At 51.7% G+C, this 25,619-nt stretch carries 23 protein-coding genes; 5 read left to right on the forward strand and 18 right to left on the reverse strand.

The features are described from left to right. Positions 1 to 39: 39 nt before the first annotated feature. Genes B7992_RS04805 through B7992_RS04825 form a run of 5 tightly spaced genes read right to left on the reverse strand, consistent with a single transcriptional unit; the run spans position 40 to position 6,142 of the window. Positions 40 to 927, reverse strand: a complete 888-nt coding sequence (locus B7992_RS04805; RefSeq protein ID WP_088665692.1) for an NAD(P)-dependent oxidoreductase — start codon at positions 925 to 927, stop codon at positions 40 to 42. Beyond that, positions 924 to 2,567 carry a uroporphyrinogen-III C-methyltransferase gene (gene cobA / locus B7992_RS04810; protein ID WP_088665693.1) on the reverse strand — a complete coding sequence of 548 codons (1,644 nt, stop codon included), beginning with the start codon at positions 2,565 to 2,567 and terminating at the stop codon, positions 924 to 926. The genes B7992_RS04805 and cobA overlap by 4 nt, the downstream gene beginning before the upstream one ends. Positions 2,568 to 2,612: 45 nt before the next feature. Beyond that, complete coding sequence (gene hemC, locus B7992_RS04815; RefSeq protein ID WP_073235435.1) at positions 2,613 to 3,614, reverse strand: hydroxymethylbilane synthase; 1,002 nt, start codon at positions 3,612 to 3,614, stop codon at positions 2,613 to 2,615. Between the two features lie 32 nt (positions 3,615 to 3,646). Continuing rightward, complete coding sequence (hemA, locus tag B7992_RS04820; RefSeq protein ID WP_088665694.1) at positions 3,647 to 4,873, reverse strand: glutamyl-tRNA reductase; 1,227 nt, start codon at positions 4,871 to 4,873, stop codon at positions 3,647 to 3,649. 30 nt (positions 4,874 to 4,903) lie between these two features. Next, positions 4,904 to 6,142, reverse strand: coding sequence for a CotH kinase family protein (locus tag B7992_RS04825; RefSeq protein ID WP_158236636.1), 1,239 nt, complete (start codon positions 6,140 to 6,142; stop codon positions 4,904 to 4,906). Positions 6,143 to 6,203: 61 nt separating this feature from the next. Here B7992_RS04825 and B7992_RS04830 point away from each other — a divergent pair, with 61 nt between their 5' ends. Then, the gene (locus tag B7992_RS04830; protein WP_158236637.1) at positions 6,204 to 7,046 is read left to right on the forward strand and encodes a hypothetical protein; all 843 of its coding nucleotides are present in this window, start codon (positions 6,204 to 6,206) and stop codon (positions 7,044 to 7,046) included. Here B7992_RS04830 and B7992_RS04835 read toward each other — a convergent pair. The 7 genes from B7992_RS04835 to B7992_RS04865 form a co-directional block, all read right to left on the reverse strand. Next, positions 7,043 to 8,107 carry an Lrp/AsnC family transcriptional regulator gene (locus B7992_RS04835; RefSeq protein WP_088665697.1) on the reverse strand — a complete coding sequence of 355 codons (1,065 nt, stop codon included), beginning with the start codon at positions 8,105 to 8,107 and terminating at the stop codon, positions 7,043 to 7,045. The genes B7992_RS04830 and B7992_RS04835 overlap by 4 nt on opposite strands. 73 nt (positions 8,108 to 8,180) lie before the next feature. Further along, entirely contained in the window at positions 8,181 to 9,353 is a 1,173-nt protein-coding gene (gene nirJ1, locus B7992_RS04840; protein WP_073159403.1) for a putative heme d1 biosynthesis radical SAM protein NirJ1, read from the reverse strand. 27 nt (positions 9,354 to 9,380) lie between these two features. Then, a complete protein-coding gene (locus tag B7992_RS04845; RefSeq protein ID WP_073159405.1) occupies positions 9,381 to 9,989 on the reverse strand; it encodes a penicillin-binding protein activator LpoB in 609 nt (202 codons plus the stop codon). 95 nt (positions 9,990 to 10,084) lie between these two features. After that, entirely contained in the window at positions 10,085 to 10,417 is a 333-nt protein-coding gene (locus B7992_RS04850; protein ID WP_073159407.1) for a hypothetical protein, read from the reverse strand. Between the two features lie 90 nt (positions 10,418 to 10,507). Further along, entirely contained in the window at positions 10,508 to 12,424 is a 1,917-nt protein-coding gene (mnmG, locus tag B7992_RS04855; RefSeq protein ID WP_073159409.1) for a tRNA uridine-5-carboxymethylaminomethyl(34) synthesis enzyme MnmG, read from the reverse strand. Positions 12,425 to 12,575: 151 nt separating this feature from the next. Beyond that, a complete protein-coding gene (locus B7992_RS04860) occupies positions 12,576 to 13,880 on the reverse strand; it encodes an FKBP-type peptidyl-prolyl cis-trans isomerase N-terminal domain-containing protein (RefSeq protein WP_088665698.1) in 1,305 nt (434 codons plus the stop codon). Between the two features lie 15 nt (positions 13,881 to 13,895). Further along, positions 13,896 to 15,590: a proline--tRNA ligase gene (locus B7992_RS04865; protein ID WP_088665699.1), complete on the reverse strand. Its 1,695-nt coding sequence runs from the start codon at positions 15,588 to 15,590 to the stop codon at positions 13,896 to 13,898. 123 nt (positions 15,591 to 15,713) lie between these two features. Between B7992_RS04865 and B7992_RS04870 the strand changes: the two genes are divergently transcribed. After that, positions 15,714 to 17,186 (forward strand): DUF2914 domain-containing protein, encoded by a 1,473-nt coding sequence (locus B7992_RS04870; protein ID WP_073284125.1) that lies wholly within the window; start codon positions 15,714 to 15,716, stop codon positions 17,184 to 17,186. 189 nt (positions 17,187 to 17,375) lie between these two features. Here the strand turns inward: B7992_RS04870 and B7992_RS04875 are convergent, their stop codons facing one another. Further along, positions 17,376 to 18,776: a carboxylesterase family protein gene (locus B7992_RS04875; RefSeq protein WP_112131790.1), complete on the reverse strand. Its 1,401-nt coding sequence runs from the start codon at positions 18,774 to 18,776 to the stop codon at positions 17,376 to 17,378. 62 nt (positions 18,777 to 18,838) lie between these two features. On the opposite strand from B7992_RS04875, the gene B7992_RS04880 reads away from it, so the two are divergent. Further along, positions 18,839 to 19,702, forward strand: a complete 864-nt coding sequence (locus tag B7992_RS04880; RefSeq protein ID WP_073161616.1) for a carbon-nitrogen hydrolase — start codon at positions 18,839 to 18,841, stop codon at positions 19,700 to 19,702. A gap of 79 nt (positions 19,703 to 19,781) precedes the next feature. Next, complete coding sequence (locus tag B7992_RS04885) at positions 19,782 to 20,801, forward strand: agmatine deiminase family protein (protein ID WP_088665700.1); 1,020 nt, start codon at positions 19,782 to 19,784, stop codon at positions 20,799 to 20,801. A 193-nt stretch (positions 20,802 to 20,994) separates the two neighbouring features. Here B7992_RS04885 and murC read toward each other — a convergent pair whose 3' ends face one another. After that, positions 20,995 to 22,428: a UDP-N-acetylmuramate--L-alanine ligase gene (gene murC / locus B7992_RS04890; RefSeq protein WP_254917619.1), complete on the reverse strand. Its 1,434-nt coding sequence runs from the start codon at positions 22,426 to 22,428 to the stop codon at positions 20,995 to 20,997. Between the two features lie 23 nt (positions 22,429 to 22,451). After that, positions 22,452 to 23,738, reverse strand: coding sequence for an RluA family pseudouridine synthase (locus tag B7992_RS04895; protein ID WP_073161619.1), 1,287 nt, complete (start codon positions 23,736 to 23,738; stop codon positions 22,452 to 22,454). A gap of 93 nt (positions 23,739 to 23,831) precedes the next feature. Between B7992_RS04895 and B7992_RS04900 the strand changes: the two genes are divergently transcribed. Then, positions 23,832 to 24,398 carry a hypothetical protein gene (locus B7992_RS04900; protein ID WP_088665702.1) on the forward strand — a complete coding sequence of 189 codons (567 nt, stop codon included), beginning with the start codon at positions 23,832 to 23,834 and terminating at the stop codon, positions 24,396 to 24,398. 3 nt (positions 24,399 to 24,401) lie between these two features. Here the strand turns inward: B7992_RS04900 and B7992_RS04905 are convergent, their stop codons facing one another. Genes B7992_RS04905 through B7992_RS04915 form a run of 3 tightly spaced genes read right to left on the reverse strand, consistent with a single transcriptional unit; the run spans position 24,402 to position 25,371 of the window. Continuing rightward, on the reverse strand, positions 24,402 to 24,599 hold the full coding sequence (locus tag B7992_RS04905) for a hypothetical protein (RefSeq protein WP_073235284.1): 198 nt from the start codon (positions 24,597 to 24,599) through the stop codon (positions 24,402 to 24,404). A gap of 42 nt (positions 24,600 to 24,641) precedes the next feature. Then, a complete protein-coding gene (locus B7992_RS04910; protein ID WP_073235281.1) occupies positions 24,642 to 24,830 on the reverse strand; it encodes a hypothetical protein in 189 nt (62 codons plus the stop codon). Further along, positions 24,817 to 25,371, reverse strand: a complete 555-nt coding sequence (locus B7992_RS04915) for a hypothetical protein (RefSeq protein ID WP_073235432.1) — start codon at positions 25,369 to 25,371, stop codon at positions 24,817 to 24,819. The genes B7992_RS04910 and B7992_RS04915 overlap by 14 nt, the downstream gene beginning before the upstream one ends. Positions 25,372 to 25,619: the final 248 nt, after the last annotated feature.

Below are 25,619 nucleotides of genomic sequence, written 5' to 3' on the forward strand. Positions count from 1 at the left end.
CGCGCCGAGGGCGCCTTGTTTTAGCACAAAACTCATTACTCATAGCTCACAGCTTTCTTTTTCAATTTGTTCTAGGTCTTTTTTCCAGTCTGCCTGAATTTTCTGTTTCAACTTTTTGGCAAGGCTCGGGGCGCGGCCCTGGGTGGAAACGGTTACGGTGATGTTTTTACCAAAGTCCATTCGGGCGGGAACAATGAAATCACCGTCCAGGTAATCGCAAGCGTTGTTCACCAGAATGCGGCGGGCTCGCGCATCGTTACTGACTTGTGCATTTACTGCCGGCTGATCCGTACAGATGAATACCATAGAAACAGAACGAAGATCCAGAACATCGTAAGGACGCTCTTCCAGAGTTACAGTCGTAAGAGAATTCTGCGGCACTTCTAGAGTTTTGAACTCAGGATCAAACATGGGTGCCACCACCGTAATGCGAGCTCCTGTAGGAAGCAAGGTCTTTACCTTACGAAGGGCTATGCGGCCACCGCCCACCACCAGCACATTTTTACCTTCCAGATTCATTTCAATAGCGAAAAGGCTGGAATTGGAATGAGCTTGATTTTCCTTTTGTGCTTCGGCGCGATTCGCACGACGAACACCATTGACCACCATATCCGCAAAGCCGTCCCATTCTCCCAGGGGTGGCAAAAGCGTCATGGGAATCTGTGGGAAGTCCTTCTGGGCTGCGGCAACAATGGCGGGAATATCACCCTTGGAATGCTGACCGTTCAAAAGCAAGTAAGGCAACAAGGTTACGGATTCCACATCCTCGCGTAAGATAGCACGCAAATCATTATCCAAATCCACAAGGCTAGTACTTGCTATACGAGCGTCAGGCATATCCTTACGAAGGCGGTCAAGAACAGTTTCAAAACCGCGGTAAGCTCCCGGACGGATGCAGTTATGGGCGATAATCAGAACGACTTTCATACAGAGTAATACTCCGCAATTTTTTTGACCAAGGAGTCCATGGAAGTCTCTTCGCTTTCCACAACTTCAAAGTCGTACTTCTTGGCGGTGGCAGAGGTCAGGCGACCGATGGAGAAGGCCAGCTTCGGCGCAACACGAGATTCGGAAGCAGCGGTGCATCCGGTTACCTTCATGAAATTTTCCACGGCACTGGAGCTGGCGAATACAACGGCATCGGCGCCGGCAACGGCTTCACGCTTCCAGTCGGGCAAGGTGGCCACAGGAAGGGTTTCGTAAACCACCCAACGGGTTGCCTTCGGCAAAAGCTTCAGGATGGTATCGTCGGCAAGATTTCCCTGGAGAAGGAGGATACGAGATTCGTCAAGACGGGATCCGTCGACGCGCGGCGCTTGCTCAGAATGACATATGGCGGCAAGCAGCTTGCCCAATCCTTCGCCGGTGTGGTCTTCGGGAACGTAATCACAGCGAATACCCCGTTCCAACAATTTCTTTTCGGTAATCTTCCCAACACTGGCGATTTTCTTTCCGGCGAGAGAACGAATATCCAGACCCGCCCTGAACAACAATTCAAAGAAGGAATCAACGCCGTTGGTGCTGGTAAAAGCGAGAACATCGAAGTTTGAAAGGTCTGCTAAAACAACCTTGCTAGATTCTTCACATAGCGTGCGTGTCTCGATCATGGGAGTTTCGATGACTTCGGCACCCAGAGCGCTAAGCTTGGCCGCAATGCCGCTAGCCTGCTTTGCAGCACGGGTCACCACAAGACGCTTACCCGAAAGTGGCAAGTTCTTTCGCCATGCAAGAATCTTGCCCAATTCCACTACGCCACCCATAATGGTAATGGCAGGAGCGGTTACGTTTTCACGAAGGATAGTCTCCCCTGCGGTTTCCAAGGTACACATAACGGTACGCTGGTAGGGGGTTGTTCCCTTTTCGATAAAAGCCAGAGGAGTCTTGGGATCCTTACCGCATTCAATCAGACGGCGAGAAATCATTTCCATATTGGAAATGCCCATCAAGAAAATCAGAGTGCCAGGGCACTTGGCAAGAGCGGGAAAATCGAGACCAGAAATGCTAGATTCTTCGACTCCGCCCTTCGTGCTTCTACCCAAAGGGCATAACTCAACTTGAGAACTAAAGTTCTTAGTTTCGTATAGCTCAGAATGACACGTCTGCATTTCCTGCTTTTCATGGCCGGTAACAATGTGGAAGCTGGTAGCAATTCCACGATGGCTTACAGGAATGCCTGCGTAGGCGGGCACAGAAATGGCACTTGTGATACCGGGAACCACTTCGAATTCCACACCGGCATCAATCAGTTCCAAAGCCTCTTCGCCACCACGACCGAACACAAAGGGATCACCACCTTTCAGGCGGGCGATTACGGCACCAGGCTTTCCCTGGGCAAACTTCACCAACAGTTTATTGATTTCGGATTGCTTAACCTTGTGATGAGTAGGCATCTTGCCTACATCCACCATTTCGGCACTTGCATTACAAAAAGACAAAATTGCCGGAGAAACCAAACGGTCGTACACCACAACATCGGCACGTTCCAAAATGGACTTGCCCTTCAAGGTAAACAGACCCGGATCACCGGGGCCTGCGCCAATCAAATAAACTTTTCCAAAATTCTTCATTCCGTATTAAAATTTAGAATTTATGGTAGGACGTAAAATCTTTTATTATTCAGCCAGCTGCTTTTTAATGAGTTCCGCAAGGGCAACGCCCAAAGCCTTGGATTCTTCGAGCGTATTGGATTCATTCATGTGGATTTCACGGGACGTTTCAGCACGAAGCAAACGAGAGGAAGATTCGTCCCAATAGATACCGCGAATTTTCAAAGTACGTACATCACCAATTGCGTCTTTTTCAAATTCTGCAAAACTTGCCACAGGGAATTGGCATCCTGCATCCAGAGCCTTCAAGAAAGCCATTTCGGCAACGGCAATACAGAAGGTGGGAACGTGGTTTACGCGGGAGAGGATCGTTTCGACACACAGCTCTTCGGGTTGGCGCAGGGTTTCAATGGCGAGGATGCCCTGGCCGCTGGCAGGGAGCATCTGTCCGGTGCTAAAATATTCAGTCACCTGATCCGCCAAACCCATTCGGTTCAAGCCGGCGGCAGCAAGGACTACACCGTCCAATTCGGCCAGCTTAGAAATGCGGGTCTGGATGTTTCCGCGAATGGGAACGTATTCCAAATCCGGGCGCAAGGCCTTCAGCTGAACGACACGTCGAATGCTACCCGTTCCAACCTTGGCTCCCGCAGGCAGGTCCATAAAGCGGATGCCAGCGACACCCCCGCGGGCCAAAAAAGCGTCACGGGGATCTTCGCGTTTTAACACGGCAGCCAACTTAAACTGGGGAAGCACTTCGGCAGGCATATCCTTCAGGCTATGAATCGCAATGTCAGCGCGCCCTTCCAGAAGAGCCACTTCAAGTTCCTTGATAAAAACGCCTTTGCCTCCAAAACTTGCCAGGGACTTGTCCAGACGACGGTCCCCTTCAGTAGTCATAGAAACCAGTTCGTATGAGAGGCCCGCGCAGTCCCCACCATCGGCGCAATTCCCACCGACCTTTTCGTCAGCGAAAAAACTGCGGTTGGCCGCAACGATTTCATCGGCAGCCTGGGTGGTCTGGGCAAGCGCCAAGGCGCTCTTACGGGTCGCGATTCTTAGCTTCATTACAAAACCTTCTGCTAGATCCTTCGCTACGCTCAGGATGACACGTTGCAAAGGCATTCCAAATACTTCTGAACGTCTTCAGGAGAATTTTTGTCCTTTACCTTATAGAGGTACTCGCTGGCGATTTTCTTGGCGAACCGTTCAAACATCATCTGAATTTTTTCAGATTCCGCAGTTTCCAAATTCGGCAAGGAGCGGAGCAATTTCTCAGATTCCTCGGAAGCCATCCGCATCATCTTTTCGGCCTGGACATTAATAAGCTTGGCCACATCATCCATGCGGTACCACTGCAAAAATTCCTCGATACCTTCCTGAAGGATTTTCTGGGCGGCCTCCAGTTCGATAACGCGGAGGCGGCGGTTTTCATCCACAACTTTCTGCAGTTCATCGACGCAGACATAGGTAACGCCCGGAAGTTCGCCAATAGAGGCTTCACCATTACGGGGGCTTCCCAAGTCGATGACCAAGTGGGACTTTTCCTTTAAGGCGGCAGCGTACTCATCCCTGGTAATAATCGGGTCATGGCAAGCGCTACATAGAATGACCACATCGCACGTTCCAACCACATCGTAGCGGTTTTCAAACGGAACAGGAGTCAACACGTCGGCAAACTTTTCGGCATTAGAAAAAGTGCGGCTGCTGGCAAAAATGTGAGTCGTATATTCCTGAACATACTTCAACATCAGGGAACCCATTTCGCCAAGGCCGATAATGTAGACCGAACGGTTTTCAAGATCGTCAAAAGTCTTAAGGACCTGCTTCATGGCCAAAAAGGGAATGTTGCAGCTAAGCTTGCTCAAATTGGTTTCGGTCTTGATGCGCTTGGTGGTGTGAATGGCACTCTGAAAAAGCTTATTCAGGCTGTTGCCTGTAGCCCCAAGCTGGTGAGCCGTTTCGTAAGCACGATTAATCTGGTTAAGGATCTGGTCCTCCCCCACGGCCACGGAATCCAGGCCCGCACACACGTTCATCACATGATGGGCCACATCGTCACCACACTTCACATAGAAGAACTGTCCGAAGTCTTCAAACTTCTGTCCAACCAATCCGCAAATGTAGCGGACCAGTTCGCCTTCTTCAAGTTCCCTGTCGCTGGCCACGTAAAATTCAGTGCGGTTACAGGTGGCAAGAATCAAAAGTTCATCAAAAGGTTTGCGCTGGAGAGTTTCGGTCTTTATATCCATGGGGATATAGAACTTCTCGCGGACAGCAATATCCGCGACCTTATGACTCATTCCTGCCATGTAGATTTTTCGCATGGCCCAAATGTAGAAAAAACGTTCTGATCTTTAATGTTCTTCAATCCATTCGTACCGTTCTTTCATCCACTTCACCATGGCTTCAACCGCTTCATCGTAAGAATCATACGGTTCCTTCAAAGCCCAGTTTTCGGTATTGCGGATAATGGGCCAACGCTTGTATTCATTGGCAATAGCCTTCTCGATTCCCTTACGGTACAGGGGCACGCTATCGATCAAGTCATAAAAAAGTTCCTTGTGATCTTCCCAGAATTTTTGCGCTTCCAACCGAACGTAATAGTCATTGAAAATTAGACGGTTCCAGCGTTGAGAACGAATGTACCAACCATCGGCAGATTTATTCTGATCATAGGAAGCATTGCCGAAAGCCAGGTCAAAATCCCACAGGGGGCCAAAATGAATCAAGCCTCCCTTCGACCAAGTCATATAAACGCTGCGGGCAAAAGAGCCATCTTCATTCTTTGAATATTCCTGCACCCAATAGTAGCGCAGATAATCTTCCATATCAATCCATTTGCTCATGGTATCAGAATAACCATTGTGACCGCCATGAATAAAAATCTCAAATTCATTCAGGTGTTCCGTCAGCAGCGCTTCTGACTTTTCCGTCATATTCTTGGGCGACTTCACATGGAATGTGTATCCCAAATTCGTGGTCACATAAGGCGGATCCAATTTTTTACTGTCTTCCTTTTCAAACAAAAAGGTAGAATCGTTCTCTTCGATGTTCACCCGGTTCTTGCCCACCTTTACGGTTTCAGAAAAAAGGTAGAGGCCCATATATTTGCGATTTAGATAAAGCTCTACAAATTGCATCTTGGGAGTATATCTCGCCCCAAGCCATTCCGAAATTCTGGACATCATAAAATTCCGCAAATGAGTCTTGTCCCCATAATTGGCGATCAGGGCCCAGTCCCTATTCTTGGGCATGCCGAACATTTTTACCTTGTCTTCAAATTCCAGTTTCAACCCGTACTTGGGCATCTTGGCGCTTGAATTTCCGCGGCCACGAACAGTCAGCTTATAGACACCGCTAACCGGAGCCGAATCGCCATAAATCTGGAGCCGCGACGGGAATTCCGTTTCAACATCCCGGATCTGAGAAAAATTTTCGGTCTCGATAACCACACGGGGAATACCCGCATAAGGGTACTGCGAATCATCAATGGGCAAGTAATCCATTTCGTCATCCGTTCCATCATAAACACAACCGCCAAACAACAAGGCGATCAAAAGGAACATCAAACTTTTTACGAAAGACAACCGCATACGACATTTCAAAAATACAACATAAATCATCATTTGTTTAAATCTTTGATATATTTGGAGCATGATGCGAGGGACTTCCATTTTAATGTTGTTGGGCGCGGCCGCCATGGCCTACGCAACCGAAGTCCTGCACCCTATTTTACCCCCAAGCACCTGGGCCTCTGTAGAAGGAGCCGTCGATCTAGACGAAGACATCTACAGTGCCGACATGAATGTCTCTGCCGAGTTCGCCCTTCCTATGACCGGTGGCAAGGCCAGTCTTTATGTTGACGGAGCCTTCCGCTTCTTGAGCTTCAGCTACGAATATTCGACCAAGGGGTACATCCACAATTACTGCAACCTTCACGTAAACGGTTTTAACGAAACCTACGTAGGCGCCAAGTTCATGCCCTTCGTCAACGAAGAAGCCGACATTCTGAAAGGTGCCGGCCTGAACGTCGGCTGGCGATTCCCTCCAGGAGAAGGTTCCCAGCGGAACCGATTCCACCGTCTGAACATAGAGCCCTTCTACGCGTTCAAGTTTACGCAAAGATTGATTTTGGGGACCGCATTCAGGTACAACAGATTTTTTGAAAAGAACGACTTCGCCCCAGGTGACGAAGTCGGCTTCAAGGCATCTCTGGCATGGAAATTCTGGTGGAACGAAAGCACACAGAGTGGCTGGATTTTTGACCAGGTGTTCCTATACCAGAACCGAATCCACGAATCCGAAAACCTGCACATGGACAAGCCCTACCGCAAAATGAAGGACGACTTCCATGGTTACAAGATGCGATTCGACCTTTCCAGAAGGTTCAGCGCCCTCCCCATTAGCCTAGGTCTCAATTACGAAATTCACGAAGGCACCCTCTTCGGTTTCGAGACGGGTCATCGCATCGGCATCTTCCTGAAAGCAGGAATCTAGAAGTACTTATAGCTGGTCTTCTTAAGTTCGCGTACAGAATGCAGTACCGCAAACTGAGGATTGCCAAGAGCCGCCACAGCCTCGTTCACAAAACGCAGAAGTTCTTCGTTTGTAGAAGCATGGAACATGGCATAAACATTATAGGGGAACCCCTCAAACGGAGGGCGTTCATAGCAATGGGACACATGAGGATTCGCCGCGAGAACCGCACCGGCAGCAGACCCATCAGCCACATCAAAACAAACCATGGCATTGCACGGGAAGCCGGCATCCTGATGGCGAAGTACGGCCCCGAATCGGCGCATACGCCTGGACGTCAGGTCAGAACAAGCATCCTGTAAAAGATCCGCCAGAGACTTCGTCCCGCTAATGACATCCGCGAAAAGTTCGTTAAACGGAGTCAGGGAATGAGGCAAATCTCCACTCAGCAACCGGATGCGGGTTCGGTCAGAAACAGACAACGCCGAAACGTTCAAGGCATTCGCCGAACTTACCGAGTTCATCGCGCTAGCCGAAGGTTCGCCCTGCTTTGCCGAAGTCCTGGAACGCCGAGACATGACCGTGTTGATCTTGAACATCTTGCGGGCCGGCATGGAATGAACATCGTGCAGAGCGGTCTCCCCGCAAAGTTTATCGATTACAGCCTGCAAAGCCAATTCACTTTCGGCAATGACCGTAAACCACACATTATACTGGTGAGACCTGACGTAATTGTGGGTAATGGCAGGAATTTCCATAACCGCAGCAGCAAACTGTTCCAGGGCAGAATCGTCAGTGGCACCAGTCGCCACGCTAGGAACCTTGCCGGCACACAGGCGGCTTACCAGACCAACTCGTTTTGTATCGTACACACCGCCAAGTCGACGGATAACGCCAGATGAACGAAGGGATTCAACCACATCAAATACAAGCTGTTCCGTAGTATGCAAATGTTGAGCATCATCCGCATGCTGCAACACGGCTTCGCGATTCAGCATATCGGCCAAGGCAGCATAAGGACGTTCCACAATGGGGAATCCGTCCTGGATGATGTCAAGGATTTGCTGTTCTAATTCAGTCATAATATAGTGGTTAGTAAGCAGTGGTTAGTAAACAGGTTTATAATCCTAATCACTAACCACTAATCACTGTTGACTAGATAACCACTTCGTCGTCGTTCAGGTAGCAGGCCGGGTCCATTTCCCAGAAGTCACCTGTAACAGCTTCGGCGCGGGTACGGAAGTTACCGTTGCAAAGGTTCAGGAAGGCGCACTTGGGGCAGCGACCCTTAAGCAGCGGCTTACGGTTCTTGAGGCCCGCCATAATGGGATTGGATTCGTCGGTCCAGATATCGCCGAACTTGCGTTCGCGAACATTGCCCAGGGTAATGTACTGGGTGAACTGGTCGGGATGAACGTTACCGATACTGTCGATGTTACCGAAAGCCATACCGCTACGGTTACCGCCATTGCTCTGGATCAGTTCCAGAATCTTCTTGGCGCGTTCCGGATCTTCGCGCTTCATGCGCTGGTACAGATACACGGCGTCGGCGTGATTGTCGACAGTCAGAATTTCCTTATTGAGACCACGCTTCTTAAAATCAAGAACGCGGTCGATAATCAAGTCCATGACTTCACGGCTTTCTTCGTGGCTCAGGTCATGGTCAACAATGCCGCTGCCACGGCCGCTATAGACCAGGTGGTAGAAGCAGGCGCGATCGATGTTTTCGGCTTCGATCAAATCGAAGATGGAATTCAGGTCGCGGAAATTGTCCTTGGTAATGGTAAAGCGGAGGCCCACCTTCTGACCGGTAGCCACACAGTTACGAATGCCGCGGATGGCAAGCTTATAGGCACCCTCTTTACCGCGGAACTTGTCATGGGTAGACTCGTTACCATCAAGGCTAATACCAACATAGCCCACCCCCATGGCCTTCAGCTTTTCGGCCACTTCGGGAGTGATGCATGTACCGTTGGTAGAAATTGTAGGGCGAATGCCCTTGCTGGCCGCATAGTTGGCCAGTTCAAAAAAGTCGGGGCGAAGCAGAGGTTCGCCACCGCTGAACAAGATCACAGGAACCTTGAATTCAGCCAGCTGATCGATAAGTGCCAGACCTTCTTCGTGGGTCAGTTCGTTCTGATACTTGATGGCTTCAGAACGGGCATAGCAGTGTACGCACTTCAGGTTGCAGGTCTTGGTGCAGTTCCAAACCACCACCGGGCCGCGGCCTTCAGAAACTCCGTTCTTGGCTTCGTGAGCCTTGGGAGTATAGCGCAACTGGTCCCCATAATTGGGGGAATCCATCAAAAGCTTGGTAATACTGATCATCGTGAATTCTCGGTTCCTAAGGTCAAATTACATCTTCACAGAATCCTGGGAGACGAACTTCTTGATCTTCTTGTCGCCAATCCAGAGCTTCTTGTGAGACTGGAGGTCGGTGAGTTCCATATCAACCTGGTAGAAGATAACGGACTTGCCACCTTCCTGGTCGACGATGGTGTTGATGGTGCCGGTGAGCATCCAGTCGGCGCCCTGTTCCATGCCCAGTTCCTTGGCGGTTTCTTCGGTAGCGTTGCCGCGCTGGTCCATAACTTCCTGGCGGAGTTCTGCGCGTTCGTCGGAGTTGGCAACGAAGTCAACAGCACCGGAGTTCAGCAGGGCACGTTCCATGTCCTTGGTAAAGGTTTCGACACTGATATGTTCGTGGCTCTTGTTCTTGACCTTGCCGATTACGACAGTGGGAGTACGATCCATAGACTTGATGAGACGGTCGATCTTTGCGCTAGAAAGGCAGCTAGAGATCATTTCGTCAGCCACCAGGCGGGAATCGGTGTCGTTCCACTTGCCAGACAGGTCAGTAGTGGAATTTTCGTCGATACGGGTAACGGACTTGCCACCACCGCTGCTGCAAGCAACAAAGCAAAGGCTGCAACCAACGGCGAGAAGAGCGAACAGTTTACGCATAATTATCTCCTTTTAGATTTTATGACCCATATATAGAAAAAATACCCCCATCCGAGGACAGGGGCACTTTCAAGATTTTTTGAGATTCAGAAGAATTACTTATCAGCGAACTTCTTGGAAGCTTCAGCAACCTTCGGGTCCTTCTGAGCGTCCTTGATCTTCTGCTTGATACCATCTTCGATCTGCTTCTTCAGCTTTGCAGCGAGAGCCGGGAAACGATCTTCAAGAGAGTCGCTGAATACCTTGGGAGCCTTAGGAGCGGCCGGCTTGCCACCGAACTTACCACCCTTCTTGTTGAACGGGCGCTTGCCACCCTTACGGGGAGCCTTCTTCTTATCGGCAGCCTTAACTTCTTCCTTAGCTTCTACCTTAACTTCTGCAGCTTCTGCAGCTTCAACCTTAACTTCTTCGACTTTTTCTTCTGCCATGATATACCTCTTGAAAATATTGTTAATTGTCGGGCCAAATGTAGTAATTTTTTGATTTTTAGCAAAGATTGTAAAGCAAAAAATCCCTCTTTAGGCGTAGCGATTCTCCAACCAGTGGGCCAAAACCGTAATATCGGCCGGTCGGACCCCCGGAATTCGGCTTGCCTGGCCCAATGTGAGGGGCTTCTGGGCGTTCAGGCGCTGACGACTTTCGATACTGATGGCCGAAATCTGCATGAAATCCAGGTCCGGAGACAGCTTTACAGACTCCATCTTCTTCTGGTCGTCGATTTCTCGGGCCTGACGGTCGAAGAAACCGGCATAAATCTCTTCGGCATACATATACCACTGGTCGCGGCGGGAAATGTTCAAATCGGGAGTAGCCACCTTGAAGAACACTTCAGGGTCGATGCCGGGGCGGCGCAAAACGTTAATCCAGCGGGTACGTTCCGTTGCCAGGGCCTGACCACCTTCGGCCAGAATGCTGTTTGCCTCTTCGGGGAGGGCGCTGGTAGTTGCAAGACGTTCCTTTACAGTAGCCATCAGTTCCTGACGGCGGACCCAGTCGGCAAAGTCGGATTCCGACAGCATGCCGATCTTGCGGGCCTTTTCCTTGAGGCGGGCTTCGGCGTTATCGCTGCGGAGGAACAGACGGTATTCGGCACGGCTGGTAAACATACGGTAGGGTTCGTCCAGCAGAACGTTCACCAGGTCATCCACCATGACGCCCAGGTAGCTTTCGGAGCGGCCCAGAATCAGAGGTTCTTCGCCTTTAACTTTAAGGGCAGCATTAATACCAGCCATCAAACCCTGTCCAGCAGCCTCTTCGTAACCGCTGGTGCCACAAACCTGGCCGGCAAAATAGAGGCCGGGCACCTTCTTGCATTCAAAGGTGGGGTAAAGCTGGGTCGCATCTACGGAATCATACTCAACCGCATAACCGATCTGCAGCACCTTGGCGCGGGTCAAACCGGGAATGGTATGAATGGCCTGGAGCTGAATATCCGCCGGCAGACTGGAGCTGAAACCGTTGATATACACTCGACCAATATCGGCCTGTTCCGGTTCCAGGAACAGCTGGTGGCCATCACGGTCGCCAAAGCGGTTGATCTTGTCTTCGATACTGGGGCAATAGCGGGGGCCCTTGCCGTGGATACGTCCACTGAACATGGGGCTATCCTTAAAGCCGCTACGCAGAATATCGTGAGTCTTTATGTTGGTGCGGGTAATCCAGCAGACGCAATCGTTGCGGACAAAGCTGTTCTTGGGGTCGCCCCAGAAGTAGTTCGCATCGCGGCCGGGAACGGCATTGTCCAAGTGGCGGTCGCTCATGGGCCACGGGGAATCGTCACCACGCTGCACTTCGCATTCGTTAAAGTCGATGGAATCCGGATCCAGGCGGCTAGGCGTACCCGTCTTAAGGCGACGGAGCTGCACCCCTTCGCGGGCCAGGCATTCCGAAAGCTTGTCGGAACTAGGCTCCCCGACTCGCCCACCGATGCTGGTATCCAGACCGGTAAACATCTTAGAAGCCAGGAAGGTTCCGCTCGTCACCACGATAGACTTGGTAATGTAACGCTTGCCGTCCAGCAAGGTCAATTCCAGGCGGCCATCAGCCATACGTTCAAAGGCAGCCAGTTCCCCTTCGATTACATCCAGCCCCGGGAGGTTCGTAATCACTTCCTTCGCCACTTCGCTATAATACTTCATGTCGCACTGGGCGCGGGGTCCCCAAACGGCAGGCCCCTTGCTCATGTTCAACATGCGGAACTGAATACCGGCCTTATCGGTCAGCAAGCCCATCAGGCCACCCAAGGCATCGATATCGCGAACGATCTGGCCCTTGGCCACACCGCCCACAGCCGGGTTGCAACTCATGCGACCGATGGCATCAATTTCCATAGTCAGCATGGCCGTCTTTACGCCAAGTTTCCAGGCAGCATGCGTGGCCTCGATACCGGCATGACCGCCACCAATCACAACAACGTCGTATTCAGCAATAATCATAGGTTAGGATAAAGCGGATAGCAGAAAGGATAAGGGTTAAAGCGAGATTAAAGCGGAAAGGATAAAGCGGAAAGGATAAAGGTTAAAGAATCGAGCTCATTAGAATCAGCCAAATCCTTTAACCTTTAATCTTTAACCTTTAAACTCTAAACTACTTAGCTGCGGGAGCAGGTGCTGCAGGAGCGGCAGGAGCTTCAGCCGGAGCTTCGGCAGCCTTGGGAGCTTCGACAGTCCAGACAACCGGAGTGCCCTTCAGCAAGGCAGCGATTTCGGTCTTCAAAGTTTCCTTTTCGCTTTCGAAGGAACCGTACAGCTTGTAGGTACCATCCGGGTTCACCAGGTAGACCTTGGGAACGTAGCCATCGCTATAGAGTTCGCCGAATTCGCGGGTTTCATCCCACACAACGTTAATGGTTTCGTCCCACTTGGCGTTGTCCATGAACTTACGGATGCCAACCTTGTTGTTTCCGCCGCTAGCAACAGCCAGGGTGGTCAGGCCGGTAGAAGCAAATTCCTTGGCGATGTCGAGAATCTGGGGAGCAGCGTGCTGGCAGTGGCCGCAAGTTGCAGAGAAGTAGAACACCAGGGCAGACTTGCCGGCGATGTCAGAAAGGTCGGTAGACTTACCGGTAACACCAGTTACAGGAACCTTGTAGTTCATGAGCTTGGGCATGCCGTTAGCGAGAGTATCGCCACGGAGTTCAGCCACGGCAGCCTTCACCTTTTCCTGTTCTTCCTGCTGCTTCTTCATGGCAGCCTGACGGAGTTCCTGAGCCTTCTGCTGGTAGCGCTGGCCCACTGCAGCCAGAGAATCCTGGGGCAGCTGGAGGGTAAGGGTCGTGTCCTTCACCTTGGCGGCGGCTTCCTTGATACCGAGAATGAAGTAGTCTTCATCAAGAGAAGTATCGAACTGGCCACCAATAGCGTTCAGCTGGTTACCGAACTGCATACCGATCAGGTAAGAGAACTTGGCATTGTCGCTGGACTGTGCGTTAATGGTAACGTTAGCACCGGTAGAAGCCTGGGCTGCAACAACAGGCAGGGCGTTGGTTGCAGAATCCATCCAGGCACGCATCTTCTGCTGGTCGCCTTCGAAAGAAGCGAAGGTTGCGCTATCCGGGCGGGTTGCCTGGGCACGGTTACGGGCGATAGCAGTGTAACGGCCACCCACAGCCTGCAGGGAATCATCGGTCATCTGCGGCTTGAAGCTGGTATCCTTAGAAGCCTTCACCATGTCGCGTACGCCCTGGACCACAGCGTCCATGTACAGTTCTTCGCCCATCTGGCGAGGAATGAAGGTAGCGTTCTGACCACCAAACTGAGCACCAAGCATATAGGCGAACTTCTGGTCGTCGGTAGAATTGGCATCGATGGCAACAACCTTCTTGGCAGCCTGTTCATTACAGGCAACCAGAGCGAGGGCTGCGGCACCCAGAGCAAACTTTTTCATGTTCATTTTGTAATCTCCTAATTATTCAGCAAAATATTCCTTGGCCTTGGCGACAACGTCTTCAACCTTGACCATGGTGAATTCCTTTTCGTTGCGGAACTTCCATTCCACTTCGCCGTTAGCAAGACCCTTCTTGCCGATAGCGATACGGACCGGGGAGCCCCACAGGTCGGCATCCTTGAACTTGACGCCCGGACGTTCGTCACGGTCATCCACGAGAACGTCGATACCATTAGCTTCCAGTTCAGCTTCGAACTTTTCAGCCAGTTCGACCAGTTCCGGTTCCTTGCCGATGGGAACGATTTCCACCTGGAAGGGAGCGATGGACTTGGGCCAGATGGGGCCGAAGTCATCGTGGCTATTTTCAACAACAGAAGCCATCAAGCGGCCAATGCCGATACCGTAGCAGCCCATGATTGCGGGAGCGGTGGTCTTTTCGGCAGTAAGATACTTGGCACCCATGGATTCAGAGAACTTGGTACCCAGCTTGAAGATGTTACCCAGTTCGATACCGCGGGTTTCAGAAAGTTCGCCACCGCAGCTGGGGCACTTGCAGCCGCCCTGAGCTTCGGCGATGTCGGCCACTTCGAATGCCGGGAAGTCGCGCTTCGGGGTGCAGTGCAGCAAGTGGTAGTTTTCTTCGTTTGCGCCCATAACGAGATCGCAAGCGTCAGCCAGAGCTTCGTCAACGATGATGCGGGTGTCGTGTGCGCCGATGGGGCTAGCAAAGCCCGGCACCATGCCGCACTGGCGGATCAGGGCGTCGTCTGCGGGGTAAAGTTCCTTGGCCTTCAGCAGGTTGTGGAGCTTGATTTCGGAAACGTCCAGGTTGCCCGGAACCATGACGGTAATGAGCTTGCCTTCGAAGTCGAAGAACACACACTTGGCGGTGGACTTGGGATCGATCTTCAGGAATGCGCTCAGTTCTTCAATAGACGGGCAGTGGGGAGTTTCAACCTTTTCGGGCATGGCGTTAGCGTCGCCCTTGTAGGTTTCGCGGGTAAACTTTGCAATTTCACGGTTAGCCTGGTAGCCGCACTTCTTACAGAGGATCAGGTAGTCTTCGCCGTTGGGAGTGTCCAGCATAAACTCGTGGGCAACCTTACCGCCCATAATGCCGGTATCGCTCTGCACCACCACCGGTTCAATGCCTACGCGGCGATAGATGCGGAGGTAGGCGTCATATTCTTCCTGGTAGTGCTTGTCCAGGTCTTCCTGGGAAGAATGGAAGCTGTAGGCGTCCTTCATGAGGAATTCGCGAACGCGGATCAGACCGCCGCGGGCACGGGCTTCGTCGCGGTACTTGGTCTTGAACTGGTACAGCATGAAAGGCAGCTGCTTATAGCTGTTCAGCACGTAGCGAGCCATATCGGTCATGGCTTCTTCGTGGGTCATGGCCAGCACCATGTTGTGGTTGTTACGATCCTTAAAGCGGAGAAGTTCTTCGCCAATGGCCTGGTAACGGCCAGATTCGCTCCACAGGTCTGCGGTCTGAACCACAGGCAGATCCACTTCGATACCGCCAATCTTGTTCATTTCTTCGCGAACAATGTTGGTGATCTTCTGGATCACGCGGAAACCCATGGGCATCATGGAATAGATACCGGTGGAAACGGGCTTGATGTAGCCGCCGCGCATCAGGAAGATGTGGCTGGGCATGGTAGCGTCGCTGGGCGTTTCGCGGAGCGTGACGTAGAAGTACTTAGAGAGTTTCATAACGATCCTTTAAATCCGTATGGACTATAAGACAAATTTTTCGGGCGAAAATTTAGCAATATTACAACAGCTATTTTTTTAAATGTCAGGGTTTGGCACCGCCAATTTTGTATTTTTTCGGCCATGGAATTTATAGATAAAGTTCGCAACAAGCCTTCCGTTCAAAAAATCATGAAGTTTTTCCCGGCAATTGCCTTTTTAGGCGGTTTCGGCTGGGATTCCATTACCCTGGGAATGTCTATCGATGATTCGGACCTGTGGTTTCTGCTGGCCTACTACACCGGCGCCCTGATCCTGGTCATTTTGCTGTCTGCCCGCCTGGAACACCCTGAAGGATGGACCAAGGAGCGCCTGGCAGCCGCTGCCGCCGCACAGCCTGTAAGGCCCGCCGCCAAAAGCACGGCAAAAACCGACAGCAAGGCCGAAGCAAAGGTTGAACCCCCTGCCGAAATCAAGGCAGAAGCCCCCAAGCCCGCAACTGCCGCCAAGGCCGCCCCCACCGGCAAACTGGGCAAGGCCGCCGAAATGGCAGCAGGAGTGGCCGCAAATGCAGCAGGTGTAGCCGCAAACGCCGCGGGAGTTGCCGCCAAGGCAACTGCAAATGCCGCCGCCAACGCCGCAGGAGCTACCGCCCGAGCCGCAGCAAACGCCGCCGGAAAGCTGGCCGACAAGGTGGGCTACGAAAGTACCGCCATCCCCCAGAACGCCATCGTCGTAGAGCACCACTTCCTGGACCGCGAATGGAGTCCCGTCTGGAAGGACCGTTTCACTTGGGCCCTGCAGTTCTTCTTCGGCGGCATGTTCAGCGCCCTGGTGGTCTGCTATTTCAAGAGCAGCGGTTCCATCGCCTCCTTCATCCTCGTTATTTTACTTGCAATTCTCCTGGTCGGAAACGAATTCCTCAAGAAGCATTACGAAAGTTTCGGCTTGAACCTGGCGCTGTTCTGCCTGCTGGGGACCATGTTCATGAACTTCACCATCCCCCATGTGGTTCACCGCATCGGTTTCGGATGGTTCTTCCTCTCTACACTTCTTTCCTTCGGCATCTGTACCGCCATCTGGAAGATTTCCCGCCGTTCCAAGGGCGTCCTGATTGCACCCGCCCTCATCAGCATCCTGCTGGTGGTTGCTTACCTCATGAACTGGGTTCCGCCTGTTCCCCTGGTATTAAAGCAACACATGGCCTGCCAGAATTTTGACAAGGCCACCTACACCTGCGACATGGACGAACCCACCTTCCTGCAAAAGATCGGCCTGGGCACCCCCACCGTCCATAAGCAAGAAGGCAACGAAGTCTACTTCCTGGCCTCGGTTTATGCCCCCGCCAAGCTCAAGGCCGAAATAGAATACCGCTGGTACTACGAAGACCCCACCACCGAAAAGTTCAAGCTGACCGACAAGATCTCTTCGGGCCGCATGGTCATTAACGGTGGCCGCGAAACCGGATTCCGCAGTTTCTCTCGCAAGAAGAACGCGCCCCCCGGCAAATACCGCGTAGAAATCGCCTACAAGAACGGCGCCGTGATTGGCGCAGGTGCGTTCGAGGTCTTTGACGCCACCCCCGAAGACACCTTCGTCCGCGATACCCTGCAGTAATCAACCTGACTCCCCTACATAAATATTAAAGGTCAGACGAACTCTTTCGCGGATCAAACCCATAAAAACAAAACGGACTAAACCTGCATCAAAGCAAAGTTTAGTCCGTTTTTTTGTGCCATTCCGAGGTCTACAGCCCCGAGGGAGCCCGCAGCAATTACTTACTCGGGCTGATTTTGTTCAGGCCGATTACTTGCCCAGGCCGAAGCGGATAGCGCGTTCACCCTGCACGCGGAGCACATACACGCCGCTATTCAGGGAGCTCAGGTCAACCATCTGACCGGCAGAAACATTGCCGCTCATGGCTGCACGACCGCGAAGGTCCACAACTGCATACTGCAGGTCCTTGCCGCGAGAAACGCTGAAGTTCATGTTGCCTGCGCCCATGCGGATTGCAGAAGCCTGGGCAAGCATAATGGGCTTGCGTTCGATACCCACCACAGGTTCGCTCTGGGTCAGCTTGTAAAGGAACTCGAAGGCTCTCTTCTGCACTTCCTTTTCGTACTTGGGATCGTCATCGTAGAATTCGTGGGCAACACCTTCGACAAAGTAAGTTTCATGTTCAATCTTCTTCTTGGTCAGCAGGGAGTCAATCACATAGCTGCCATACAGAGTGGGAGCGTGCAAATCCAAGGCATAAGAAGCCACAGTGGCACCCAATTCAGAAGGAATCAGGTTCTGCAGCACCTTGGCCACATTGCTCAGGGGGCGACCCGTCTTGAAGTAAACGGTTTCATCCTTGGTGCCGTGAATCAGGAGCACCGGAGTCTTGTTGTCACCAATCATCTTCAGGTTGTGAACGGCACCCCACAGGGCAACCACACCGTTGGCAAAGGGATTTCCCTCAGAACCGTAATCATCCAGGAGACCCAGGTCAGGAGCGCCCTTCTTCTTGATATAAGAGGGGAAATCATCTTCGGTACGGGCATAAACATCTTCCAGGGAGATGATTGCGCCGGCGCTATTTCCGAGGAGGTAGATACGTTCGGGGTTGATGCCGTACTTGTCGGCGTTGGCACGGAAGTAACGAACGGCGGCACGAACGTCCTGAACGCCACGGTAAACGGCGCGGGCGAAGTCAACGCTATCGATGCTGAGCTGCTTATCCTTACCGGTCAAGGTTACGCCCAGGCGGTATTCAATGGAAGCGGCCACGTAACCGCGGGCAGCCAGGGAGTCGCAATAGTTCACGGACTTCTGTTCGAAATCGTCCTTGGCACCGGCCACCATGGCACCACCATGACTCACGATCACCAGGGCACGATCCTTGGCCTTGTCATCCTTCGGTTCATAAAGGTCCAGCTTCAGGTCGCGCTTTTCGGTATCATTTTCGTTGTTGTAGAAGTAGGCGACCGTCGTGGGGTCCTGCTTCAGAATTGAAGCTGCCTGATTGTACTTCAGCAGGGATTCCGTAATGGTATGATAGGAGCTGAGGTGCGGCACCTTGGTAGCGAAGCTAACGTCAGTAGTCTTCTTGACCTTGAACTGGCGATCCTTATAGCGTTCTGCGGCAGTTGCAGACGTCGAAAGAACCAACATAGAGAGCGCAACGGCGGCTACGCCCCATGTTTTTGATGAAAAATAGTTCATATTCTCTTCCTTTCTTAAAAATTCGGCGGGAAATATAGACAAATTTTCATAAATTTGTAGGTATGACAAAGATTAAAACCGCAACTCTGCAAGGAAAGTGGACTGGTGATACCAAGTCCAACAACGAATGGTACAAGGCCGAAGCCCGCAAACTCAAAGGCCAGGGTGTCGATATCATCATCCTCCCCGAAATGTTCCACACGCCCTACTTCCCCTTCGAAGAAAACGCCGACTTCTTCGACATGGCCATCGAAAAAGATGACGTCCTTGTTCAGGAATGGCAGAACATCGCCCGCGAATTGAACGCCGTCGTGGTGTTCCCCTTCTTCGAAAAGCGCGCCCGCGGCATCTACCACAATTCAGCCTTTGTCTTTGAACGCGACGGAAGCATCGCCGGCCTTTATCGCAAGAGCCACATTCCCGACGATCCCGCCTTCTACGAAAAGTATTACTTCATCCCCGGCGACACCGGCTTTGAACCCATCCAGACTTCCGCCGGCAAGATCGGCGTGCTGATTTGCTGGGACCAGTGGTTCCCCGAAGCCGCCCGCATCATGAGCCTGAAGGGCGCAGACCTTCTGATCTACCCCACCGCAATCGGCTGGATGAAATCCGAACCCGCAGAACTTTACCCCCGTCAGCAGGACAGCTGGACCACCGTCATGCGCGGCCACGCCATCGCCAACCGTACCTTCGTGCTTTCTGCAAACCGCATCGGCACCGAAGGCGAACTGACCTTCTGGGGAACAAGCTTTGTTGCAGCCCCCGATGGCTACCTGATCAAGAAATGCGATACCGATTTCCTGGGAGCCTCCATCGTCGAAATCGACCTGGGCGAAACTGAATTCAATCGCCGCTGGTGGCCGCACTTCAGAGACCGCCGAGTAGACCTGTACGGCGACATCCTAAAAATCTGGTGCGACTAGGACGCACCTTCGGTGCGTTGAGGTTTAGGGAGGCGTCGCCGACCGACCTCATCGCTCAAACCTAAAATTGGAATTATCTATGGCAACATCTATTCGATATCCCGCTGAATGGGAAGAACAGGCAGCCACATGGCTCGCCTTCCCCCACAATCCCAAGAACTGGAACGGCGAACGCGGCGTAAAAATCCGCGCCTTCTATTTCAAGCTGATCAAGACCATTACCGATTTCCAGCCGGTCAACGTCATTGTCCCCAGTCAGAAGTTCTTCTCTGACGAAGAAAAAAGTATCCTGGCCTCCTGCAAGCACCCGGCCAACGTCATGGTCATCAAGAACAACGACATCTGGATCCGTGACTACGGTCCGTTCTTCATGCAGAAGGGCAAAAAGAAAGTCATCGTAGAAACCCTGTTCAACGCCTGGGGCGCCAAGTTCCCCCCTTGGACTCTCGACAACAAGATTCCCGCAGCCATCGCCGAAAAGACCGGAACCAAGCTGGTCAAGAGCGTTCCCTACATCTTTGAAGGCGGCGCCATCGAAGTGAACGGCGACGGTCTGGGCATCACCACCCTGGATTGCCTTATCGGCAAGAACCGCAACGCCGACAAGGACCTGCCCAAGGTTGTAAAGGCCCTCTGCAGCGCCTTTGGACTCCGCGATCTACTGGTCCTCCCCCACGGCCTTCACGGCGACCACACCGACGGCCACATCGACAACGTCGCCCGCTTCGTAGAAAAAGACCGCGTGGTCATGTGCTGGGCCGAAGGCAAGTCCCCCAATGCCCCTATCCTCGCCGAAGCCAAGTACCTGTTGGAAGCCTGGCTCAAAAAGCACTACGGTGATTCCGCCAAGGTCGACACCCTCCCCATGCCGCCCCAGCGCACCTTGCCCACCGGCGAAATCATGCCAGCAAGCTATATGAACTTCATTTATGCAAATGGAGCATTGATTTTCCCCAAATACAAGTCTCCTAACGATGCAGTCGCTATGAAGTATTTCCAGAGCGTCTATCCTGACCGCAAGATTATTGCGATCGATAGCCGAACCGTTCTGGAAGAAGGCGGAAGCCTTCACTGCATGAGTAAACACGAGAACGCGTAGTTCAAGCGAACTCTTTGAAATATGGGCCGCAGAAAAAAAACTGCAACCTGTAAGAAAAGCCTCTTGATTCAAGAGGCTTTTTCTTTTGGACTTGTAGAAAATGCAGAACGTTTGTGCAAAGCAAAAAAAAACGCCCCCCCCAAAAAAAAGAGGAACGTTTCTCAGTTTTTTACTTGAAATTTTCAAGTAGTTTCTATGCGTTTTCCAGCAGTTTCTGGACGCTCTGGGCAAACTTTTCCAGGCTGGGGTCGCGGGCGCCCATCAGGAGGATGGTATCACCGGGCTTGGCGTCGGCAACCATAGCCTTGGCACATTCATCACGCTTTTCAATGTAACGAGCATCTGCGCCAAGGGCCACCAGGTCGTTGGCCAGATCGCCTGCGGAAATGTCACGAGTAACCGTTCCACCAGCGTAGTAGATTTCGCTGAAGTACATTGTGTCGGCGGCACGTTCCCCGTCTGCGGAGGCTGCGTCGGAACCGCGCAGAGCCTTGTTGATGAATTCAACCAGATCGTTACGCAAGAAGCGAGTAGGTCCAAATCCATGAGGCTGGAACCAAGCCAGAACGCGGCCCTTGGTGAAACTCTGGGCGCTCAGGATACTTGCAGAAATCTTTGCTGGATTATGGGCAAAGTCATCCACCAGGGTAACGCCATTGAAGGTGCCAAGAATCTGATGACGGCGGAACACTCCCGGGAAAGAGCTGAGGGCATCGGCACAAGTGCGGAGACTTACACCAGCCTGCAGTGCAGCAGCCGTTGCGGCCAAGGCGTTTTCCATATTGTGACGGCCCGGCAGCGGCACCGTAAACTTCACCAGTTCATTGTTGTGACGGCAACGGAAAATGATGCTGGGGCCTTCCGTGCGGAAATCAATGCCCTGGACGCCCACATAGCTTTCAGTACCGAAGTCGTTATGACGATCCTGGCTGAGAGGCTTTGCCAGCGGATGAGCGTCATTCACAATCAGAGTCTTGCCGTTGTTCAAAATGTTGCTGCGGAACTTGCCAAAGATTTCCTGCAGCTCGCTCATTTCCTTATGGTCCTTGTCCACGTTCAAAATGAGGCCCACTTCAGGTTCGTAACGGACCAAAGTTCCATCGCTTTCGTCAGCTTCAACCACCAGCCATTCGCCAGAACCGCTGACGGCGTTACCAATCTTGCCTTCCTTCTGGAGGTTCACAAGACCTGCGCCCGTCATCACCGACGGATTCAAACCGGCGTACTGCAGAATGTGGTAAATCATAGCAGTCACAGTGGACTTTCCACTAGTACCGCTCACAGCAATGGTCTTTGCTTCCTTGGAAATCTTGGCCAGCATTTCACTGCGGTGCATCACCTTCACACCAAGTTCCTTGGCACGCTTCAAATCAGGATTGGAATCTTCGATGGCGGTGCTGACCACAACGGCGGTCAAGTCTGCGGAAACACCGGAACCATCCTGGGCAAAGCACTTGATACCGCATTCTTCCAGTTGTTCCATCACACGAGGCTTTTCGCAGTTGCCTGCAAGATATTCACCAAACTGACGGTCAGATCCGCGAACTTCTACACCGCGGCCAACCAAGTACTGGCCAATGGCACTCATGCCAACACCAGCAACACCAATAAAGAAATAAGCTTCCATAATTCAGGTGGCTCCTGCGCCAATTATAAAAGGTTCGGATCGATTGTGGGTTCGTAACCGGGTTCTACGAAGTCTTCCTTGGCAATTCCCTTCTTGCGGGCGGCCTTCATCTGCTTGATGAGCTTGCGTTCGGCAGCCTTGGCCTTACGGGCAGCGGCACGTTCCTTACGTTCAGCAAAACGCTGGGCACGAGTCTTACGTTCCTTATAAGGAGCAGCTTCTTCCGGAGTGATGGCCAGGAGTTCGTCGCTTTCGTATTCGTCGATGTAATCGCCCTCGTCCTCAAAACGCATTTCGGGATCCAGTTCGCGGAAGGCGGTATCGTCTTCAGAGAAGTTGGGAGCGTCTTCGGGGCATTCCTTCTTCAAGAGTTTCAGCACCTTGTCGAAAGGCTTTTCCAGAGGAACCTTGAACTTCATCTTCTTGCCGGTAGTCGGGTGAATCAGTTCAATCTTCACAGCCTGCAGCAACTGGGCCGGAGCAATTTCCAGAACCTGTTCTGCATATTCGCGCATCAAGGGAGACACGCGGTTCAGGCAACCTTCGCGACCATCGTACAAGGGATCGCCCACCACAGGGTGGCCCATGTAACGGCTATGCACGCGGATCTGGTGAGTACGGCCGGATTCCAGCTGCAGTTCCAGAAGGGTTGCAAAATTAAAGAACTTCTTGGCGGTATAATGGGTACGGCTTTCCTTGCCGCCATTGACCACAGCCATCTTCAAGCGGTTCTTGGGATTACGACCAATGGGCGCATCGATAGTACCTTCCAAGTCGCGAACATGGCCCCACACCAGAGCGTTATAGGTGCGGTGCAAAGTGCGGGTTTCCAACTGATGTGCCAGATGACGGTGAGCGTTGTCATTTTTGGCAACCACCATCAAACCCGGAGTGTCCTTATCCAAACGATGGACAATACCCGGGCGCAGAGCGCCATTGATGGTAGAAAGGTTTTCCTTGAAATGGTACAGCAAACCGTTGGCCAAGGTACCGCCCTTTACGCCGGCACCCGGATGCACCACCAGATTACGAGGCTTGTTGATCACCACAATATCGTCATCTTCGTAAACGATATCCAGAGGAATTTCTTCCGGTTCCAGGGTAGAGGCTTCCTTTTCGGGAACTTCACCGCAAACCACCACCATACCCGTTTCTACACGGAAGTTCTTGGGAGTGGCCACCCCACCCACCTTCACTTCGCCGGCAGCGATCATCTTCTGCACATCGGTACGGGAAACATTTTCAAGAACGCCAACAAGGAACTTGTCGATACGTTCACCATTCTTCTTTTCGTCTACGAGATAATTCATACAAGGGTAAAGATAGAAAAAAGCCAAATCCCATTTAAGATTGGAATACAGCAAACAGTACAATTCAGACTTTTTGGATTTATATTAATCGGTATGCGATACTGTATACGATGTGCAAGGGATATCGGTGAAGGGCACGAGTATTGCCCTCACTGCGGGACTCCGCAAAAGAGCCCCCTGCCTCGCCCAGTACCTGCAAAAAAGAAAGCGATCTGGTTCAAGATCGCAATTATCGTGGGAATCGTGCTGGTATTGATTATCGCGGTCTGCGTATCCATGGCAGTCACCGTGTACGAAGATTCGAAACCCAATCCCGACGCCATCATCCACAACGCAAACGGGTCCATCACCACCACTGCAAAGACACTGCTCAAGGAATTCAACGACAACGAAATCCGCGCCGGCGAAATGTTCAACGAAAAGCGGGTCTCTTTCTCGGGATGCGTGGAATCCGTCAACGACATGCTCCTCTTTTCGACGGTTCACATCAACAACTGCGGAATCCTGGGCTCAAAAACCATCAAGGCCATCTTCCCCACCTCGGCCAAAAAAGACCTGGCCACCCTGGTAAAAGGGAACAAGGCGACCATCACCTGCACCATCGTAGATGGCGGCAACATCATGGGCGTCCTGGCAAAGGAATGCCTTGTAAATCACTAGAAGTTAACGGTTCCAGCCGGAATGGCCGTCACCATAAAGCAGGGGGCCGTTATCATCGGGGTGACCTCCCCCGGTAACCGCGCCCTTCACTCCAAGCCAGCCACGCATCCTTTTGATACGTTCGGCCTTGCGCTTTTCGTCATCAAGTTTCTTCTCTTCATTAAGGCACTGTTCGTAGGCATTTTCGTCGTAGAGAGACATAGATTATCTTCCTTTGTAAGAAAGATAATCATTTTTTGCAAACTATCTCTCAATGAATTGAGCTTTTTCCTCTAATGAGAGGTCGTTTATTGACTTGCCGACTTGTTCTGCATACGCAACCAAGGCACGATGATCATATCGGCAAGATGGAGCCACCTTGTAAGGGTCAATGTTCGCCACATATTCACCATGATTGTCAGCCAAATTCATCGTCTTTTCATTTCCACTCATAGGTGTAATTCTCCAAAAGTTTCCTTGCAGACTTAGGCTCCAAGAGGAAGTGATAAGGGTGGCGGATACCGACAAAGAAGCACCCTAGAACTTCAATATAGTGATTTAACAATTCTTTGTTAAGAGCATAGCCATAAACATATCCCTCATATCCCCATTTAATCGACATATCCACCGCAATGGCGAAAAGATGACCTCCGACACCAGCATACCTTTGCGAACCAAACAGATGCTTGTTATTCCTAGGAGCTGTACACGCCCAATGCAACTGAACAACCTTGGATTCAGGTTCATTTTTAACAGCTACAAGCCCCTGAATTTCTCCTGAATCTTTTAATCCAAGGGCAAATACATCAATTTCCTTGGGAATCTTATTCCAGTCTATCCCCCACCCTTTTTCCTCTGTAAAATTGTCTAGAAAAGACCTGCTCTCTATCTTAAAAACAGCAGTTTCCTTTATCTCGCCGGTTTCATTATCCTTAAGGCATGGGACTATTTCGTCAAGCCAAATATCCACGCACCCTATTTCTGTATATTGCATATATCCTCTGTACGTTAAAACCATCATTTTCCCCACGTCGGGAAAATGATCGATAGCATTCTTCTGATTTTGTGATGTTCTAGCACTGTTGTTGGCAGGGGTATTCCCTGGCTTACGTAATGAGCAGGCTGCGTCTCCTGCCAGCTATCCAACAACATCAACCAGATGGTTAATGAGCCTTGCCGCGAATGCACGTACGGACTTATGCAAGTCTATGTCGACTGTCGCAAGGATTGGTGAAATACGGG

It is taken from the genome of Fibrobacter sp. UWH1 (assembly GCF_002210365.1).
GTDB lineage: Bacteria > Fibrobacterota > Fibrobacteria > Fibrobacterales > Fibrobacteraceae > Fibrobacter.